General features: G+C 69.5%; 19 protein-coding genes. 9 read left to right on the plus strand and 10 right to left on the minus strand.

Annotated features, from left to right (window positions below; translation table 11 throughout):
• Nucleotides 1–11: 11 nt before the first annotated feature.
• The gene (locus EV562_RS00360; protein ID WP_243859935.1) at nucleotides 12–998 is read left to right on the plus strand and encodes an alpha/beta fold hydrolase; all 987 of its coding nucleotides are present in this window, start codon (nucleotides 12–14) and stop codon (nucleotides 996–998) included.
• A 60-nt stretch (nucleotides 999–1,058) separates the two neighbouring features.
• Here the strand turns inward: EV562_RS00360 and EV562_RS00365 are convergent, their stop codons facing one another.
• From EV562_RS00365 to EV562_RS00375, 3 genes are all read right to left on the minus strand, one after another.
• The gene (locus EV562_RS00365; protein WP_133884588.1) at nucleotides 1,059–1,988 is read right to left on the minus strand and encodes an RNA polymerase sigma-70 factor; all 930 of its coding nucleotides are present in this window, start codon (nucleotides 1,986–1,988) and stop codon (nucleotides 1,059–1,061) included.
• Nucleotides 1,985–3,190, minus strand: coding sequence for an FAD-dependent oxidoreductase (locus EV562_RS00370; RefSeq protein ID WP_133884589.1), 1,206 nt, complete (start codon nucleotides 3,188–3,190; stop codon nucleotides 1,985–1,987). Before EV562_RS00370 ends, EV562_RS00365 begins: the two co-directional genes overlap by 4 nt.
• Nucleotides 3,191–3,540: 350 nt before the next feature.
• Nucleotides 3,541–4,434 (minus strand): 2-dehydropantoate 2-reductase, encoded by an 894-nt coding sequence (locus tag EV562_RS00375; protein ID WP_133884590.1) that lies wholly within the window; start codon nucleotides 4,432–4,434, stop codon nucleotides 3,541–3,543.
• 227 nt (nucleotides 4,435–4,661) lie between these two features.
• Here EV562_RS00375 and EV562_RS00380 point away from each other — a divergent pair, with 227 nt between their 5' ends.
• The 3 genes from EV562_RS00380 (at nucleotide 4,662) to EV562_RS34960 (ending at nucleotide 7,277) form a co-directional block, all read left to right on the plus strand.
• Entirely contained in the window at nucleotides 4,662–5,561 is a 900-nt protein-coding gene (locus EV562_RS00380; RefSeq protein WP_133884591.1) for a LysR family transcriptional regulator, read from the plus strand.
• Between the two features lie 397 nt (nucleotides 5,562–5,958).
• Nucleotides 5,959–6,693: a dienelactone hydrolase family protein gene (locus tag EV562_RS00385; RefSeq protein WP_133884592.1), complete on the plus strand. Its 735-nt coding sequence runs from the start codon at nucleotides 5,959–5,961 to the stop codon at nucleotides 6,691–6,693.
• 443 nt (nucleotides 6,694–7,136) lie between these two features.
• Nucleotides 7,137–7,277 (plus strand): hypothetical protein, encoded by a 141-nt coding sequence (locus tag EV562_RS34960; RefSeq protein WP_166661504.1) that lies wholly within the window; start codon nucleotides 7,137–7,139, stop codon nucleotides 7,275–7,277.
• A 195-nt stretch (nucleotides 7,278–7,472) separates the two neighbouring features.
• On the opposite strand, the gene EV562_RS00390 is transcribed toward EV562_RS34960, so the two are convergent.
• On the minus strand, nucleotides 7,473–8,399 hold the full coding sequence (locus EV562_RS00390) for a helix-turn-helix domain-containing protein (protein WP_133884593.1): 927 nt from the start codon (nucleotides 8,397–8,399) through the stop codon (nucleotides 7,473–7,475).
• Between the two features lie 391 nt (nucleotides 8,400–8,790).
• On the opposite strand from EV562_RS00390, the gene EV562_RS00395 reads away from it, so the two are divergent.
• Nucleotides 8,791–9,519, plus strand: coding sequence for a hypothetical protein (locus EV562_RS00395; protein WP_243859936.1), 729 nt, complete (start codon nucleotides 8,791–8,793; stop codon nucleotides 9,517–9,519).
• Nucleotides 9,461–9,724 (plus strand): helix-turn-helix domain-containing protein, encoded by a 264-nt coding sequence (locus EV562_RS35390; protein ID WP_243859937.1) that lies wholly within the window; start codon nucleotides 9,461–9,463, stop codon nucleotides 9,722–9,724. Before EV562_RS00395 ends, EV562_RS35390 begins: the two co-directional genes overlap by 59 nt.
• Before the next feature lie 386 nt (nucleotides 9,725–10,110).
• Here the strand turns inward: EV562_RS35390 and EV562_RS00400 are convergent, their stop codons facing one another.
• A complete protein-coding gene (locus tag EV562_RS00400) occupies nucleotides 10,111–10,683 on the minus strand; it encodes an XRE family transcriptional regulator (protein WP_133884594.1) in 573 nt (190 codons plus the stop codon).
• Nucleotides 10,684–10,786: 103 nt separating this feature from the next.
• On the opposite strand from EV562_RS00400, the gene EV562_RS00405 reads away from it, so the two are divergent.
• Nucleotides 10,787–11,644 (plus strand): EamA family transporter, encoded by an 858-nt coding sequence (locus EV562_RS00405; RefSeq protein ID WP_133884595.1) that lies wholly within the window; start codon nucleotides 10,787–10,789, stop codon nucleotides 11,642–11,644.
• 54 nt (nucleotides 11,645–11,698) lie between these two features.
• On the plus strand, nucleotides 11,699–12,025 hold the full coding sequence (locus tag EV562_RS00410) for a hypothetical protein (RefSeq protein ID WP_133884596.1): 327 nt from the start codon (nucleotides 11,699–11,701) through the stop codon (nucleotides 12,023–12,025).
• A gap of 6 nt (nucleotides 12,026–12,031) precedes the next feature.
• Here EV562_RS00410 and EV562_RS00415 read toward each other — a convergent pair whose 3' ends face one another.
• Nucleotides 12,032–13,042 (minus strand): aldo/keto reductase, encoded by a 1,011-nt coding sequence (locus EV562_RS00415; protein WP_133884597.1) that lies wholly within the window; start codon nucleotides 13,040–13,042, stop codon nucleotides 12,032–12,034.
• A 322-nt stretch (nucleotides 13,043–13,364) separates the two neighbouring features.
• Here EV562_RS00415 and EV562_RS00420 point away from each other — a divergent pair, with 322 nt between their 5' ends.
• Nucleotides 13,365–14,150 (plus strand): class I SAM-dependent methyltransferase, encoded by a 786-nt coding sequence (locus EV562_RS00420; protein ID WP_133884598.1) that lies wholly within the window; start codon nucleotides 13,365–13,367, stop codon nucleotides 14,148–14,150.
• A 168-nt stretch (nucleotides 14,151–14,318) separates the two neighbouring features.
• Here the strand turns inward: EV562_RS00420 and EV562_RS00425 are convergent, their stop codons facing one another.
• The 4 genes from EV562_RS00425 to EV562_RS00440 all read right to left on the minus strand — a co-directional run bounded on the left by EV562_RS00425 (nucleotide 14,319) and on the right by EV562_RS00440 (nucleotide 17,294).
• The gene (locus EV562_RS00425) at nucleotides 14,319–14,729 is read right to left on the minus strand and encodes a VOC family protein (RefSeq protein ID WP_133884599.1); all 411 of its coding nucleotides are present in this window, start codon (nucleotides 14,727–14,729) and stop codon (nucleotides 14,319–14,321) included.
• A 113-nt stretch (nucleotides 14,730–14,842) separates the two neighbouring features.
• Nucleotides 14,843–15,787 carry an alpha/beta hydrolase gene (locus EV562_RS00430; protein WP_166661505.1) on the minus strand — a complete coding sequence of 315 codons (945 nt, stop codon included), beginning with the start codon at nucleotides 15,785–15,787 and terminating at the stop codon, nucleotides 14,843–14,845.
• An 80-nt stretch (nucleotides 15,788–15,867) separates the two neighbouring features.
• Nucleotides 15,868–16,581 carry an alpha/beta hydrolase gene (locus tag EV562_RS00435; RefSeq protein WP_133884601.1) on the minus strand — a complete coding sequence of 238 codons (714 nt, stop codon included), beginning with the start codon at nucleotides 16,579–16,581 and terminating at the stop codon, nucleotides 15,868–15,870.
• A 155-nt stretch (nucleotides 16,582–16,736) separates the two neighbouring features.
• Nucleotides 16,737–17,294, minus strand: a complete 558-nt coding sequence (locus tag EV562_RS00440; RefSeq protein WP_133884602.1) for an XRE family transcriptional regulator — start codon at nucleotides 17,292–17,294, stop codon at nucleotides 16,737–16,739.
• Between the last annotated feature and the right edge of the window lie 10 nt (nucleotides 17,295–17,304).

Raw genomic sequence — 17,304 nt, forward strand, 5'->3', positions numbered from 1 at the left:
GTTGTGATGGGATGCCTGACAGCGCTGCGACCGAGTCCATATCCGGCTCGGAACCCGCTTGGATGCCACCGCCCTACGCCGAGCCCCGCCGCTTCAGCGAGCACGAGGTCACCGTCGGCGCCGGCCCGCGCGCGGTGTCGGGCACGGTGAGCGTCCCCCGCGGGCAGGCCCCCGGCCCCGGCGTGGTGCTGCTCGCCGGTGGTGGACCGTTCGACCGCGATGAGACCAGTGGGCCGAACAAGCCGCTCAAGGACCTGGCCTGGGGGCTCGCCAGCCGCGGGACGACAGTGCTGCGCTTCGACAAGGCGACGTACGCCCACCCCGCTACGGCCGCGGCAACCGACCTGACGATGACGCAGGAATACGTGCCGCACGCCGTCGATGCGGTCGGCCTGCTCCGTAGCCATCCCTCGGTGGACCCCGAGCGGGTCTTCGTCCTCGGCCACAGCATGGGCGGCAAGGTCGCCCCCGCCGTCGCCGTCGCCGCACCCACGGTTGCGGGCCTGGTGATCATGGCCGGTGACACGCAGCCGATGCACCACGCCGCTGTCCGCGTCGTGAGCCATCTCGCCACCGTGCTTCCCGACCAGGTCCCACCCTCGGTCGTCGAGACCTTCCAGCGACAAGCCGCCCTTGTCGACAGCGCGGAGCTCACGCCCTCGACCCCCTCGGCGGATCTGCCGTTCGGCCTGTCCGCGCCGTACTGGCTCGAACTGCGTGACTACGACCCGGTCGCGATCGCGGCCGCACTCGGCAAGCCGATGCTCATCCTCCAAGGGGGACGCGACTACCAGGTCACTGTCGCCGACGACCTGGTGCGATGGCGGACGGGCCTGGCCGGCCGCCCGGATGTCGACATCCGTGTCTACGAAGCCGACAACCACCTGTTCTTCCCCGGCGCCGGACCATCCACCCCAGCCGAGTACGGAACTCCGCAGCACGTCGACCCCGCCGCCGTCGCCGACATCGCTCGTTGGCTGAGCCACGGCCAGGGATGAGCGTTCGCGCCGTCTGCGAGGCAGCAGTCGGGCAGCACCCTGGCGGGCCACCAGCACGCTTCAGCGCGTGCCGATGTCGTGAGCGGTGCCGTCGCTGACGGCTTGGAGTTTGTCGGGGTTGGCCACGTTGTGGATGGCGGTGATACGGCCGTCGGCGTCGAAGTCGAAGGTCACGGTGGCGATCACGCGCTCCGGCCCGCTGAACACCATGCCGGGCCCGCCGTTGACCTCCACGAGTTCGGCCTTCATGTCGGCGGGCTCGACGCCTTGGTAGGTAACGGTGCCGATGGCCGCGAACCAGGCGGCCACCGTGGACGCGCCCACCACCGGGCGCAGGGCCTGGCGGACCTTGCCTCCGCCGTCGGTCCACAGGGTGACGTCCGGGGAGAGCAGTTCCATCAGGGCGTTGACGTCGCCGCCGGTCGCGGCGGCGAAGAACCGCTCGGTGGCTTCGCGCTGCCGCGTCCGGTCGGCGGCGAAGCGGGGCCGCCGGGCCCGCACGTGTTCGCGGGCCCGGTGTGCGGCCTGCCGTACCGCGACTTCGGAACGCTCCACCATCTCGGCGATTTCGGCATGGCTGAAGTCGAAGACTTCCCGCAGCACGAACACCGCGCGCTCCAGCGGGCTGAGCGTCTCCAGCACCACCAGCATGGCCATGGACACCGACTCGGCGTCCGTGACGGCCTCGGAGGCGTCTCCGCCGGTGAGGATGGGCTCCGGCAGCCAGGGCCCCACGTACGTCTCCCGCTTGTGCCGGGTGGAGCGCAGCCGTTCCAGTGCCAGGTTCGAGACGATGCGCGTCAGGTACGCCTTGGGGTCGGCCACCTGTGAGCGGTCCGCGGCGGACCATTTGATCCAGGCGTCCTGGACCGCGTCCTCGGCGTCGGCCGCGGTGCCGAGGAGGCGGTACGCCACGGAGAACAACAGCCGCCGGTGCTCGTGGAAGACCTGGTGCCCGGAGTGGGCGGAGTGGGTGGTCGGGTTGGTCACTTGGCCCTCCGGAGCCGGGTGAAGCGGCCCCCGCGGGGCCAGAGCGCGCCCGAGGCGGGCATCTTCTTCATACGGCCGTAGGTCGGCCAGGGCGAGGCGGTCACCGTCTCCTTGTACCGGACGGCCATGCGTCCGGTCAGGCAGATCCGGCGCGGGCTGTCATCGGGGCGTGTGAACTGCACCACGGCGTCACCGCGTCCCAGGCTCACCGGTGTGTGGTAGTAGCCGAAGCGGAACGGCTTGGGCTGCTTGCCCTTGAGTGTCCGGTCGATCGACAGCGCGGCGTGCACCCCGGTGGGCATGCCGCTCTGGCAGGTGCCGTGCATGACGCCGTAGCCCTGTCGGATCGCGGCCGCGTCGCCGATGGCGTACACCTCGGGGTGGGACACCGACCGCAGCACGGTGTCGGTGAGGATGCGTCCCCGTTCGTCGACGGCCAGTCCGGCGGCGGCCGCCAGCGGTGACACGCGCGTGCCGCTCGTCCACAGCACCGCGTCGGCCGCGATGCTCTCCCCGCCCGCCAGCTCCACCGCGTCGGGCAGCACCTTCACCACCTCGACGCCGGTGCGTACCTGGACGCCCAGCCGGTCGAGCGCGGCGTGCAGATACGACTTCGCCCTCGGGGTCATGGCCGCACCGGGCTCCTGTCTGCCCAGGAGCACGACGTTCAGCTCCGGGTGCCTCTCGGCGATCTCCGCGGCCGACTCGATGCCGGTCAAGCCGCTGCCCGCGACCACCACCGTGCCGCTGCCGAGCCGTGCCAGGCGGTCGGCCAGCAACTCGGCGTCCTGGACGCTGTTCAGGGTGTACGCGTGGTCCTCGGCTCCCGGCACCGCCGGGGTGTCGGCGACACCGCCCAGCCCGTACACCAACGTGTCGTAGGGCAGCACCTGGTAGTCATCGATCCGTACGGTCCTCGCGTCCGCGTCCACCGCCGTGACCCAGCCGCGCACGAATCGCACCCCCATGCCCTCCAGCAGTTCCGGGACGCTCGGCTCGGCGAGGCGCCGACCGGTCGCCGTCATGTGCAGGCGCATGCGCTCGGTGAACCGCTCCTGCGCGTTCACCACGGTCACCTGCACCCCCTCGCGTCGCTGCACCCGGGCCGCCAGCTGGACTGCCGCGGCCATCCCCGCGTATCCCGCCCCCAGAATCACTACTCGGTGCGTGGTCGCCGCGCTGGTCTCTCGTCGTGCGCTCATCGTCCTGTCCTCCTTGGCTCGCTTGCCGACGCCCACCAGATGGGAGCAGGCGGCCTGGACGTGACATGGGGTGGATGTGATGCACGACACAGGCCGGACCGGGGTCGGTCGGATGGCAGGTGAAGAGGTCCGCGAAACGGCTGTCGGTGCGTCGGTGCCCTGGTCAGCGGGGAGTCTCCGCCGGGGAGACGACGGTGCTGTTGCCGGGAACCGCCTCGACGGGTGCGTGCCGAGGACGCGGCCGACGGCGCAGGGATGAGGTCCCGAACGTGTCGTGGGTACAGCCCGGTATCCGGCACTCCGACACAGCGCCCCGCCCTGTCGGCGCTGTGCGCGGGAGGACCGCCCGATCAGTCCACCGGCTTCGCGGACTGTGCCACCTCGTCGACCAGTCGGGCGACAGCCGGCAGGGCGATGCCGTGGACGGCTCCGGCACGCAGGACGGCTCCGCCGATGGCGTCGAGTTCGAGCGGGCGGCCGGCCTCGGCGTCGCGCTGCATCGAGGACCTCATCGTCCCGGGGACGCGGTCGAAGAAGGAGAGCAGGTTCTCCGCGGCGACCGGTGCTCCGGCGGCGCGGGCCACGGCCGCGATCTCGTCCAGGACCGTGAGCAGTTCGGGCCGATGGTGATCACGCACGGCACCGACGTCGGTGCGGTGGCGGGTGGTCAGCAGCGCGAACGGGGCGAGGAAGGCCAGCTTGTCCCAGAGCATCGCGCTCTCGTTCGCGCGTACCGTCACGCCCAGGCCGGCCTGGCGCAGCAGTTCCACGAAGTCGTCCGCGGGAGCGGCGAGTTCGATGTCGGCGAACGGGCTGGTGTGGGCTACACGGCCGGGCGCCGTGCGGGTGGCCTCCACCCGGACGGTGCCCGCGACGACCCGGGCGGACGGGAAGCGCTCGCGGAGCACGGGGAGATGGTCGATGCCGTTGAGCAGCGGGACCACGACCGCCGTGCCGAGCACGTCGACCGGGATGCGGTCGAGCGCGTCGGCGAGCGCGGTCTGCTTGACCGTCACGAAGACCGCGTCCACCGGCTCGCGCAACTCGGTGTCGGCCTCCACCGCCGCGGTGAACTTCCCGTACCGGTTGCTGTCGACGCGCAGACCGTCCCGGCGCAGCACGGCGGCCGTCTGCTCCCCCGCCAGGCAGACGACGCGGTGTCCGGCACGGGCGAGCAGCGCGCCCACCAGGCCGCCGACGCCGCCCGGGCCGAGGATCGCCACGGTCGTCCTGGTTGCGGTCATGTGTGCTCCTGTCCGGGAACCAACGAGTCGAGGGACCGGGCAGCCTGGGCGGGTTGCCGGTCGGGGCCGTGGCGGGTCGGCACCCGCGCACGTCACGTCCGCATCCGGATTGCGGAAGAGACAGTGAGCGGGTTGCCGCCCTGGGCCCAACACGATGATCGAACCTGGCGTGACCCAAGTCAATCCACGACTTTGCTGGCAGGCACCCCAGCTTAAGCTTGGGTCTCGTGACACTTGACGATCTCCGTGTCTTCGCCACGGTCTGCCGAACCGGTTCCCTCAGCGCTGCCGCCCGTGACCTGGGCTGCACGCAGTCGGCCGTCAGCCAGCACGTGAAGCGACTCGAGCGGAAGATGGGCCTCAGCCTGCTCGAACGCCACCCGCGCGGGATCGCGCCGACCTCTGCGGGGCGTCTGCTCCACACGGCGGTGACCGAGGGGCTGGGGCGCATCGACGAGGCCGTGCGACGGATCGAGGAACTCGCCCGCGCGGAAGGCGGATCGGTACGCGTCACCACCGGTGCCACGACCGTCCGGCACTTCATGGCCGCTGCCGTGGTCGACTTCCGCCGGCGCTTCCCGCGAGCCAGCCTCGAATTCCAGACCGAGACGTCCAGCCGTGGCTGCTTCGACGCGCTTGCCGCCGGTGCGGTGGACCTCGCCTGGATCACCCTGCGGTCGGCAGGCAGCGCCGTGGAGCAGCGTCCCGTCGTCCACCTGCCCTGGTCACTCGCCGTCGCGGTCAGCGACCCGCTCGCCGCCAAGTCCTTCATCGAGCCCGCCGACCTGCAGGACGCCCGGCTCATCGGGCTGCCCGAGAACTCGACGGCGCGTGTCCAACTGGGCTCACGGCTCGCCGAATCGGGCATTTGGCCGATCTTCGACACCAGTGTCACCGACTGGGACACCGCGATCCTGCTGGCCGAGCTCGGGCTCGGTCACGCGGTCGTTCCGACCCTGCCCGAGTGGACCGGGCCCGGCCACCCCGACCTGCGGCTGATCCCGATCCCCGCCCTCCCCGCGCTCACCGCGGGCTGGGCCGTCCGACGCTGGGACGCGCTCTCCCCACTGGCCCGCGCCTTCGCCGACACCGTCGCCCACCACTGCGCCCGCCAGTCCGGAAAGTGAGACGGGGAGATGGGACGACGGCCGAGGCAAGCGTGCTCGTGGGCCAAGCCGGTGCGGGGTGTACCGAAAAGCTCGGTGCGGACCGTGCAGGTGTGCACGCTCGGTGTGGGTGTCACAGGCCGTGAGCCGGCGCTTCCAGGATCCGGGGTGGCCGAGACCCTTCCTCCGAGCCGAGCTGGGGACCGAGGTGCTGGCGTCGGCTCTGTTCGGTGGACTAGGTTGTGGGGATGACTACCGGGACGGCATTGCGCCACACACGGATCGGTGACCCGGTGCTCCTCTGAGTGCCGTACGGGCCGGTGCGGGCCCGACGTTCGACCGAGGTCCTTGTGCTGCTGCGCGGGCTCCGCCTCCGTCGTGTTGATCGCAGGACACATCAACCACGACAGGAGAGAACATGCCCACCAAAATGCTGCGGATCCCCACCCCGGACGGCCAGGCCGACGCCTTCGCCGCCCTTCCCGACGACGACAAGCGGCACCCAGGGGTGCTGATGTACGCGGACGGCTTCGGCATCCGGCCCGTGGTGCGGGAGATGGCCCGCGACCTGGCCGGCCACGGGTACTACGTACTCGTCCCCAACTTCTTCTACCGGCACGGCCCGGCACCTGTGGTCGAACTTCCCGAGCACATCGGAGAAGAGACGCGGGCCGTGGTCATGAGCCGGATCATGCCACTGATCGAGGGACATACCGTCGAGCGGACCCTGCTCGACGCCGACGCCTACCTCAGCTGCCTGACCGCACAGCCCGAGGTCAGCGCCGGACCGGTCGCGGTGACCGGTTACTGCATAGGCGGGCTCCTGGCGGTGCGCACCGCCGCGGCCCACCCCGGGCAAGTGGCCGCCGTCGCCGGTTTCCACGCCCCCGTGGGCGCCGCCGGGCCCGACAGCCTGCGCCGGCTCACCGCCCAGGCCCATTTCGGCCACGCCGAGACCGACCTGACACCCGAGGCTCTCGCCGAACTCAACCAGGTCCTGGACGCCTCGGGTGTCGACTACACCTCGGAGATCTACCCCGACACCGTCCACGGCTTCACCATGGCCGACACCGACGCCTTCAACCCCGCCGCGCTGCAGCTTCATTGGGACCGTCTGCTCCCCCTCCTCGGCAGCACTCTGGCCGACCGTTGAGGCTCCGGCCGACAGCGACTGATCAGGGCCGCTGCGGCAGTAGGGATGAAGACAGGGAGACGGGGTGGCACGCGGGCACCGGCCGCGCGTCCGCCGCTCCGGCGTCTTGGGCGGTGCCGGACTCGCCACCGGTGAAGCACTGAGGGCAGCTCGGACACTTTGAACGTAATCGAAAAGATTTTCCTACGCGGGGATATCCGGAAGCATCGTGCTGGAAGGCGGCGTCGCACCGGGCGATGCCGCACATACCCTCAGCGCTTCGACAAGGGGAACCCATGCGTTTTCGTCGTTCTTTGGCTGCCGCGGCACTCGGCACCGCGCTAGGAATCGGTACCTTGGCAGCACCGGCCCACGCTGCCGAGCCGGTCAGTGACACGTCTTCCTCTGCCTTCGTTCCCGTCGGGAAGACGCAGGCTGACGACCCCTCCTACCCCTGGGCCTTCGTGGGGTACTACTACTGGAACTCCGACTGCCTCTCTGCCGGCGACCGGGGACTGCAGCTGCAGAGCTGGACGAGGTACCAGTGCATCAACGGCGGCTGGTTCCCCGGCGACGACTACGAACTCTGGGTCATCTGGAAGTGAGGTCCGAGGACGCCGCCGGCCATCACCCGCTGAGGGAAACGGACATCTGCGGCGGCGAACGTCTTCGCGGCGTATCGACGGCCCCATCCCCTGCGGGATGGGGCCGTCGTCATTGAGGTCGGCACCGTACGATCCGCGGCCGGCCACTCAGAGCCGGCGGGAGCGTCGTTCCCGGGACCGCCTCCCGTGCCATGGTCACCGGAAGCCTTCCGGTACCTTGCGGGCTTGCGACAGCAGGTCCACCACGGCGTCGCCTCGTTCTGTACGGCCGATCCGTACGTTCCGTCCCTCGCGGTGGCGTTCGAGGAGCCCGGCGTCCACGAGGTGACTGCAGTGATGGGTGGCGTTCGCGGGGCTGCAGTTGAGCAGGACCGCGAGTTCCCCCATGGCCAGCGGTTGTGCCGCCGCGCGCAGAATCACCGCCCGCAACTGGCCGACCACCAAGGACAGCGCATCCTTCGTCGGCTCGACGGGCACCGCAGAGCTTTCCCACAACCGGCCTATACCGGGCAGCGGATAGCCGATCCACACCATGTCCGTGCGGTCCATCGCGAACATGGAGGCACCGGGCCCCGACACGACGGGCACCAGGACCAGGCGTCGCTCATCGAGCGTGTAGGTGGTCCCTTGCGGGTCTGGCAACTGAAGGCTGTCGCCCGCCAGATGGAAGCGTCCACTCAAACCCTGGAGCACCGCCTCGGCACAACCCTGCACGAGTGCGGCACCGACTCGCTCCGTCTCCCTGCGGATGAGCCCTTCCGCACTTCTCCAGATCGGATGGAACTCCCGCCACACGCACTGGAGCAGACCGACATAGGCGTGGATCCACTGCTGCGGGTGATCCACGACGAGTCTCCATTGGGGCGGCACGGTGCCGCCGAACTCCGTTTCGAGTTCATCCAGGAGGGTGTCGGGCGAGAGATCGGCCAGCTGCGCGAACTGGGAGGCCGCGTCGCCGTCCGGCATACACACCGTCGGGGTCACGCAGTCCGGGATGACCGAGTATCCGGGGGCGAACAGAGGATTGAGCACGGTCGGTCCGACCCTGGACACCGCGGTGCGTATCAACTGCCGCCAGCGCCGGGGCACACCGTGGCTCCGTCCTCCGAAGACATCGGCCACCAAGGACAGCAGAGTGGCACCCTGATGAGCCACGAGGGACATCCTGACCTCATCAAGCGAGCCGAGACGCAGGTCCGTGTGTCTACCCATGAAGTCGCTCGCTCAGGTGCCCGCCCATGCCGCTCCCGTCGTGTTCTCCGAAGCCCTTGGGGGGCGGCGAAGACAGCCCTGCACAGGTACGCACGTCGCGTCTTCCCCCTTTGCCGCAGACGGCGTTGTCGCAGGCGGCGCCCCGTCGAGCCGCCGTCGGTTCTTTCTCGTCCGTGGCCCAGGTGACGAGCGTAGGCGCGGTCCGAGGTGCGAGGGCACCAGTACGTGCTCCCCGACTCTCCAGTTCGTGCACGACGCGGCGTTAGAGTGGCGACGCGGACGGGAATCTGGGGGTACCCGAATGGCGGACAGCAACTCTTCCCGCTTAAGCGGCGTGGAGCCGTTCGAGGCGGCCGCTTCGTCCCTGTTCGCTCCGTTGCGGGTGACGGATGCCGACCCGCCGGCGTTTCGTGCCGTGGTCGGCCACACGGACATCGGGCCGGTGACGGTGGCCCGGATCCAGGCCACCCCAGCGACGGTCATCCGGGACCGTCGCACCATCTCTTCCAGCGACCACGAGTTGATGCACCTCACCCTGCTTCACCGCGGTACCGTCGCGGTGAAGCAGGACGGCCGGACTGCCGCCCTGGAACCCGGTGAACTGTTCGCCTGTGACAACACGCGGCCCTACCGGATCATCGGCGCCGCCCCGACCGACATGACCGTCCTGTGTGTTCCGCGGGCGAACCTCGGCAGGCACGCGGACTCCATCGGTCGCCGCACTGCGCTTCCCCTGTCCGCCCAGGACGGGATCAACAGACTCCTCACCCGGACGCTGTCCACGGCCGACGAGGACCTGCCCGGGCGGCGGACTTGCGCGCACCTACCTGGCCGACGCGCTCACCGCTCTGCTACTCGCCGCCTTCGCCGACACCACCCCCGAGCACGCCCCCGTCGCCAGCGACCTCACCGACCGAATCCGCGTCTATGTACTGGCCCACCTTGGAGATCCCCGGCTCAGCGCCGAACGCGTGGCACGCCGGCACCGCATCTCCGTACGCCACCTCCACACGCTGTTCCAGGGCGCTGATCTGACCTTTGCCGCCTGGGTCCGGCACGAGCGTCTGCTGCGAATCCGCCGCGACCTGCTCGACCCGGCTTGTGCGAACCGATCCACGGTCGCGATCGCCAGGCGGTGGGGAGTACTCGACGCCAAACACCTCGGCAGAGCACTGAAATCCGAGTTCGGCGAGACCGTGAAAGACCTGCGCCGTGCGTCAGAGACAGTCGAGTAGGCCGCCGCCTGTGCATGACTTACCGATCGCCTCAAAACGCCGTCCTGCGGAGACGCCTACGGCCCGCGGAACAATCCCTTCAGTCACGGGCTGAGGGAGTAACTCCGCATGGAGTGCCGACTCCACAACTGCCTGCAGCGGGGACAGCTGTTCGGGGAGGTCGTCGCTTTTCCCGTCGCAACCATCGGCGCCCCAGCGGGCGTAGCAACAGGTGCTGCCTCGGCCCAGGTAGGCGCGCGAGCGGTCGCCCTGGGTTCCACCCGCCGGAATCGGTTCGCGACAACAGTTGGTTGCCACCCGTGGGGCACTCGGCTTGTCGCAACTGCTCGATCGACAGTCCCCCCCCCCGTCACCTGGAGATCGGGAAGTCGCCCAGTGATTGGTACTCATCGTGAGGACGGGACGGAGATGGTCATCATCATCGTCGTGGGGGTGTCACCGGCGTTGCTGTAGGTGTGGGCGGTGCTGGCTTCGAAAGAGGCGCTGGAGCCGGCCGGGACGTGGAAATCGGAGCCGCCGACCGTGAGAGTCAGTTCGCCCCCCGTGACGTGGATGAGTTCGAACGTGCCCGCGGGGTGCGGGTCGGAGGAGCTGCTGTCGCCGGGCATCAGCTGCCAGTCCCACATCTCCAGGGGGCCGGGGGCCTCGGCGCCCGCGAGGAGGCGGTTGTAGCTGCCGGCATCGGTGTGCCACAGCCGTACGGCCTGCTCGGCGGAGACGATACGGACCGCGGGCCCCTGTGCGTAGTCGAGCAGGGTGGTGATGCTGACCCCGAGGGCGTCACCGATCTTGACGACGGTGCCGATGCTGGGGTTGGTGCGGGCTTGCTCGATCTGGACGAGCATGCTGCGGCTGACGCCCGCCCGGGCAGCGAGCGCGTCGAGGCTGAGGCCGCGCTCGGTGCGCCAGCGCCTGACGTTGCCCGCCAAGGACTGGGTCAACTGTTCGAGGTCCGACACGATCCACCCACAAGGTTGTTTACTATTTTGGACGTTCCGGTTACTTTATCGCACTACACTGAACCAACCTGACCGTCCATTAAACTACACTGCGAGGCGAGCTGTGACCGCGTTGTTTGCCCTGGCCACCAGCGTCCTTTACGGGCTGGCCGACTTCGGCGGCGGGCTGCTGACGCGCCGCATTCCCGCCCTCACCGTGGTCGTGGTCTCGCAGCTGATCTCCGCGATCGTGCTCGGCCTGGTCGTCGCCGCCACCGGGGCGTGGGGCGAGGCAGGACCGCGGCTCTGGTTCGCCGTCGCGGCCGGACTGGTGGGACCGGTCGCCATGATCGCCTTCTACCAGGCGCTGGCCCTGGGCCCCATGGGCGTCGTCTCCCCGCTGGGCACCCTGGGCGTGGCCGTCCCCGTCGGCGTCGGTCTCGCCCTCGGCGAGCGCCCCGGCCTGGTGGCGGTCGGCGGCATCCTGATCGCCGTCACCGGCGTCGCCCTCGCGGGCGGACCACAGCTCAAGGGCGCCCCGGTGCAGCGGAGGGCCGTCCTGCTCGCGTTGGTGGCCGCACTCGGCTTCGGCACGGTCTTCGCGCTGATCGCCGAGGCGTCGACGACCGTCCCCGGACTCTTCCTCGCCCTGTTCGTCCAGCGCGTCACCAACGTCGTCGCCGGCGGTGCCGCACTCTGGGTCTCGGTGCGGCGCGGTACCCCTGCGCTGCCCGACACCGGCTTCCCGTGGACCTCCCTGCCGGCCCTCGCCTTCGTCGGCCTGGCCGACGTCGCCGCCAACGGCACCTACTCCATCGCCGCCCAGCACGGACCCGTCACGGTCGCCGCCGTGCTGGCATCGCTCTACCCGGTGGTGACCGCCCTGGCCGCGCGCGGCTTCCTGCGCGAACGGCTGCAGGGACTGCAAGCGGTCGGCGCGGGCCTGGCACTGGCCGGAACAGTGCTCCTGGCCGCTGGATGACCCGAAACCCGACCGACGCGACGAACCGCCACGCGCGCACCACGCAGGAGCACCATGATCACCCGCAGCGACATCACCAGCGCGCTCGACGCCGTCGGCATCACGTTCTCCCTCGTCGAGCACGAGGAGGCGCGAACGACCGCGGAGGCCGACGCCTTCATCGAGGGCTACGAAGGCGTCCGCACGAAGAGCCTGTTCCTGATCAACCGCAAGCGCACCGCATGGCCCGCTCCGTCCGCGCCCTCCTTCTCCACGAAGGTTCCGAAGACACCGCCACCACCGCACCGGCCCACTGGCGCTGGCGGGTGCGCGCAATCACCCGCAAGTTCCGCCGGGCGCCTGAGGGACGAGGCCAAGGGCTCGTCGAGGGCCCGGCGGTAGCCCGGACTACCGGGAGCCCGCCACCGGGCGCGACTTGTAGAAGGACTCCTCCAGGTAGGCGGCCTCGTGCGGCTGGTAGGGCGCCTCCAGGTAGGCGGCCTCGTCCTCGTCGAGTTCGACGTCCACCGCGGCGAGCGCGTCGGCCAGCTGGGCCGGCTTGGTGACCCCGACGATGGGCGAGGTCACCACCGGGTTGCGCATGACCCAGGCCAGGGCGACCTGGGCCGGGGACAGACCCCGCTTGCCGGCGATCTCGTGGACCCGCTCGGCCACCGCCTGGTCCCCGTCGCGGTAGAGGATCCTGCCGCCCTCGTCGGTCTCGGCACGCGCCGAGGCGGTGTCCCGGACCCGCGTCAGCCTCCCCCGCGCCAGCGGGCTCCACGGGATCACGCCGATGCCCTGGTCGGCGCAGAGCGGGAGCATCTCCCGCTCTGCTTCCCGGTGGATGAGGTTGTAGTGGTCCTGCATCGACACGAACCGGGTCCAGCCGTTCAGGTCAGCCAGGTACAGGGCCTTGGCGAACTGCCAGGCATACATGGAAGAGGCTCCGATGTAGCGGACCTTCCCGGACCTGACCGCGTCGTGCAGCGCCTCCAGGGTTTCCTCGATCGGGGTGTCGTAGTCCCAGCGGTGGATCTGGTAAAGGTCGATGTAGTCGGTACCCAGTCGCTTCAGGGAGGCGTCGAGCTCGGCGAAGATCGCCTTGCGGGACAGCCCGGCGCCGTTCGGGCCGGGGCGCATCCTCATCCAGACCTTGGTGGAGAGGACGACCTCCTCGCGCCGGGTGAAGTCCTTGACCGCCTGACCGACGATCTCCTCGCTGCTTCCGTCGCTGTACCCGTTGGCCGTGTCGAGGAAGTTGACGCCGCCTTCCAGGGCCTGCTTGATGATGTCCCGGCTGTCGTCCGCGCCCAGCGACCAGGGCTCGCCGCCCCGGTCGGGCTCGCCGAAGCTCATGCAGCCCAGAGCGAGGGCGGAGACTTCCAGACCGGTCGTTCCGAGTTTGATGTATCGCATGCCTCGGAACCTAGGAGTTGGAGTGCACTCCGACGCAAACACCTTGTCGATCGTGGCACCGCTCCGGGTGCCGTATCGCACGGCGTTCGCCCAGGGGCGCTGCTGGAAACTCATCGAAATCATGTCCCTGCCGCGGCCCTGGACGGGCCCGTTCTGACTCCTGACGGACGGCTGGGCGGCCTCGGGACGGGGGCACGGAGGGGGAGCCTGTCGGTGACCTCAGCGGGGTCGCAGCAGCCCGTTCCAGCTACCGCCATACGCCGGTTGACCTCGTCTTTTACTCCCCTCGTTCCTATGATCGACCTCGTCGAAAGGGGGCCGGGTGGACCGGACCGTACGCACCGTCGAGGACCTTCTCACGCTTTTGGACGGGCTCTTCACATCCGAATCCGAGGCCGGCCGCTTGGGGACCGGCGACGGCAAGGACTTCTGGGACGACTTCTACACCGACCGGTCGAAGCCGGTCCCGTTCTTCGAGGCGAAGCCGGACGAGAATCTGGTCGCGTACGTCGACCAGGGGCTGATCGCTCCGGGGCGCGCCCTCGATCTCGGGTGCGGGGCGGGGCGCAACGCCCTGCACCTCGCGTCGCGCGGCTTCGAGGTGGACGCCCTCGACCTCTCCCCGGCGGCCATAGCCTGGGCCGAGGACCGGGCTCGCCAGGCCGGGGTCGCCGTCCGCTTCTTCTGCGGTGACGCCTTCGCCTTGTCCACCGCCGAGTTGGCCGAGCCGTACGACCTGGTCGTCGACTCGGGATGCTTCCACCACCTGCCGCCGCACCGCCGCATCAGCTACCTGGGTCTTCTCGACCGTGTTCTGGCCCCGGGCGGGCACCTCGCGCTTACCTGCTTCGCCGCCGGCGAGCAGGGCGTGGGGTCGGAGCTCACCGATGCGGCCCTCTACCGCGAGCGCGATCTGCAGGGCGGCCTCGCCTACACGCCCGAAGCACTGCGGCGGATCTTCTCCGATCTGACAGAGGTCGAACTGCGGCGCATGCGGGTGGAGTCGCGCGAATCACCACTGTTCGGCGTGGCCTTCCTGTGGACCGCGTTGTTCCGTCGGGACGCGGCTGTCTCAGGCAGCGTGCACCCTGTTCACGACCTCGCGTAGGCGCTCGTCCTGAAGTCCGGCGAGTCAGCCCGCCGCAGGACCGTCCCGGGGCATGGTCTTCCGGCATGCCGCCGGGTCCCCTTTTGGCGGGCCCCGGCGGCGTGCTGGTGTGCACGAACAGCGTTGGAGTCGACCAGCCCGATCCAGTCGAGAGCCGAAGGAAGCGGCCTAGCCACGGTCGGGCCAGACCGGCCCCTGATCGCTCCAGGTGACACCCTTGTTGCGGCACAGACAGAAGGGATGCCCGATCGGGTCCGTGAAGACCTGCCAGCCATAACCGTTGGGGCCGATGAAGTCCTGCTTCAGCGTCGCACCGAGGGCGACGACGCGCCTGCTTTCGGACTCGATGTCGTCCACTTCGAAGTCGATGTGGAATTGTTTGGGGTGCTCGGTGTCGGGCCACTGCGGAGCGCGGTAGTCATCCACCCGGATGAACGCCAGCTCGATCTCGCCGAACCGGATGCCTGCCCAGTCCGCCGAGCTGTCGTCCTTGATCGGACGGCCCGTCACCGCGGAGTAGAAAGCCGCCAGCTCCAGCGTGTCCGGACAGTCGATGATGAAGTCGGTGAGTCGCAACATCCCGCGATCTTGGCACAGGCTCACCCCGTCCGGACCTCGCGTTTCCGCATCGCCTGCGGCTGGTGTGGTCGGCCCTGCGGCGGCACCCCTTATGACGCAGCGCGAGGAAGTTACTACTGGACCTGCTGGACCTGCTGGAGCCAGCGTGTCAGCTTGTCGAAGTATCCCGGGGCCGGCTCAGCGGCGTTCGGCAGCCGCAATCGGTGATCTGCTCCCGGGAGCACCTCCACCGTCAACGTCGCGCGATGGGGACGCGCCGTCCGGCAGACGGCCGTTCCGAACTCGCGGAGGCTGTCGGCAATGGGGACCAGCCGGTCCTCGCTGCCGAAGAACGCCAGGAGCGGGCAGCGCAGCCCAACGATGTCGCCGATCGGGTCGTGATCCTGTTTGCGTTTGAGGAACGTCCAGAGGTGTTCGTCATCGTGGGCGGCCCAGTAGTACGCCAGCCCGGGCGGCCGGCCGGCGGACTCTACGAGTCGCACCGCCGTTGCGAGGTCCGCGTCATTTCGGCCGGCCTCGATGAGACGGTCGTAGAGGTCCAGAGTGCGAACGATGTCGTCCTGGCTGTCCCGGCGTGTCTCTCGCAGGTGATGTGCCAACGCGTGGCGTTCCTGCACTGCCGGGCTCACTCCCGGGCAACTGCTGGTGACGACCCAGGGGATGTCCTCCCGTCCCGTCGCCGCCCGGAGAACCACCCACCCACCCTCACTGTGCCCGAAGAGGCCCACCTGCTCGGACCGCACCTGGGACTGGCGGCGCAGGAAGTCGACCGCGGCGTCCGCGTCGGCCGCCAGGTCGGTCAGGGTGGCGCCGCGCCAGTCACCGGTCGACCCGCCGACGCCTCGCTTGTCGTAGGAGAGCACGGCGATCCCGGCGTTCAGCAGGTGCTGACGCAGGGGCGGAAAGAACGTGTCGTTGTGCCGGTCGGACGGTCCGGATCCCCCGACCAGCACCACACCCGCACAGGTCGCCTCTCCGCACTGCGGCACTCCTAAGGAACCGGCCAGCTCCACCGACCCGTTGGCGAACACGACGTCTCGCGTGACGATGTTGTCCATCGCTCCAGTGTGCTGCCGTGCCCAGGTCCGTGGGAGAGTGCTCCGGTGCCTGGTGGCAGCAAGCCGGTGGCTGTCGAAACTCATCCTTCCGGTGCGGGGCAGGGCTCCTCCTCCGATTCCAAGAAGTCCATGACGGTCTGTGCGAACTCCGTCGGTCGGGATGAGTGGATCAAGTGGCCGGCCGGAATGGTGACGACGTGCCCGTGAGGAACACGACGGGCCAGCTCGGCGATGCCGTCCTGGGGCACGTGACTGCGTGGCCCGCCGGCCACGACAAGGGTCTTCGCGGTGATCCTGCTGAGGCGCTGCAGCCATTCCGCCTCGGGCGCGTCGATTTGCCGCCTGATGGCCAGCACCATGTCCCAGTCGAACGTCAGCTTCCCGTCCGGTTTGGTCGGAGTGGTCTGCTCCCGAGGGCGTGGGATGGGAACGTCCTCCAGGACGAGCCGGTCCACGCGCTGCGGACAGTCCTCGGCGAGCAGATAGGCAACTACCCCTCCCATCGAGTGCCCCAGCAGGTCCACCCGGTCGAGTGCCAGTGCGTCCAGGAATCCGAGCACGTCGTCCCGCATGCGTTGCAGCGAGTACTCCCCCAGCCAGTCACTCCGGCCGTGACCACGGAGATCGAGAGCGTAGACACGCCGGCTGCGGGCGAAGACAGGTGCCACCACGTCCCAGTCCGCGGCATCCTCGCCCAGCGCGTGCAACAGGACGAGCGGCGGAGCGTCCGACGGTCCCGAGGCCTGACAGGCCAGCCGGACGCCCTCCACGTGAATCGCGTGATGATCAACCATGCCGGGAAAATACCGGGACGCCCGCGCCGCGGAAGCGCCGTTCACCAACGGCCGAAACGACTTCTGCCGGCGGTGGTGGGAATGACCCTGCCTCTGTGACGTCTGTCGCGCTTCGGCTCAGCGGACCGGTGTCGAGACCGTCGTGCCGAGCCGGGTCAGAGTTCGAACTCCAGGTGCTCGATGTCCGTGAAGCGAACCTCCTCCAGTTGGCCTGCACGGCGGCCGTCGTCCTGGAAGTACACCTCCTTGATCGCTTCGGCGGCGATCTGCTGGAGCTGCCGGTCGTCGGCGCCCCGGTCCTGGGCGTCGAAAAGGCGGGCGGCGTACTGCGGCGGTAGCGCGACGGTCAGGTGCCGCAGCCGGTCCTCGTCCGTCGTCCCGATGGGCGCGGTGTAGCCGATCCGGGCACGGGTGTCGATGACGATGCCGTCCGTACTCGCCGCCTTCCGGCGCGCCTTGGCACGGATCTGCGGCTGCCACCGCTTCTTCACCTCACGCTCCAGGCGCGCGGCGAGCTCCGGCCGGGGCTTCTTGATCTGGTCCTTCACGTAGCGTTCGACGGTGCGCTGGGAGATGCGCAGCATCTGGGCGACCGCCCTGGTGCCCTTCAGCTGCTTGACCAGGTAGCGCATCTGCGCGCCCGCCGTCTTGGGTGCCGGGCGAGTGAACGCCTTCTGCACCGCGGCGTCCAGGCCGTTGTGGAACAGACTCATCGCGGTCCGC

The sequence above is a fragment of the Streptomyces sp. BK208 genome (assembly GCF_004364245.1).
Taxonomy (GTDB): domain Bacteria; phylum Actinomycetota; class Actinomycetes; order Streptomycetales; family Streptomycetaceae; genus Streptomyces.

What these genes read in the sequence shown, in the direction of transcription:
- EV562_RS00360 (WP_243859935.1), top strand. Translation starts at nt 12, where the DNA reads ATGCCTGACAGCGCTGCGACCGAGTCCATATCCGGCTCGGAACCCGCT.
- EV562_RS00370 (WP_133884589.1), bottom strand. Translation starts at nt 3,190, where the DNA reads ATGAGCGCACGACGAGAGACCAGCGCGGCGACCACGCACCGAGTAGTG.
- EV562_RS00375 (WP_133884590.1), bottom strand. Translation starts at nt 4,434, where the DNA reads ATGACCGCAACCAGGACGACCGTGGCGATCCTCGGCCCGGGCGGCGTC.
- EV562_RS00385 (WP_133884592.1), top strand. Translation starts at nt 5,959, where the DNA reads ATGCCCACCAAAATGCTGCGGATCCCCACCCCGGACGGCCAGGCCGAC.
- EV562_RS00395 (WP_243859936.1), top strand. Translation starts at nt 8,791, where the DNA reads ATGGCGGACAGCAACTCTTCCCGCTTAAGCGGCGTGGAGCCGTTCGAG.
- EV562_RS00410 (WP_133884596.1), top strand. Translation starts at nt 11,699, where the DNA reads ATGATCACCCGCAGCGACATCACCAGCGCGCTCGACGCCGTCGGCATC.
- EV562_RS00415 (WP_133884597.1), bottom strand. Translation starts at nt 13,042, where the DNA reads ATGCGATACATCAAACTCGGAACGACCGGTCTGGAAGTCTCCGCCCTC.
- EV562_RS00425 (WP_133884599.1), bottom strand. Translation starts at nt 14,729, where the DNA reads ATGTTGCGACTCACCGACTTCATCATCGACTGTCCGGACACGCTGGAG.
- EV562_RS00430 (WP_166661505.1), bottom strand. Translation starts at nt 15,787, where the DNA reads ATGGACAACATCGTCACGCGAGACGTCGTGTTCGCCAACGGGTCGGTG.
- EV562_RS00435 (WP_133884601.1), bottom strand. Translation starts at nt 16,581, where the DNA reads ATGGTTGATCATCACGCGATTCACGTGGAGGGCGTCCGGCTGGCCTGT.
- EV562_RS00440 (WP_133884602.1), bottom strand. Translation starts at nt 17,294, where the DNA reads ATGAGTCTGTTCCACAACGGCCTGGACGCCGCGGTGCAGAAGGCGTTC.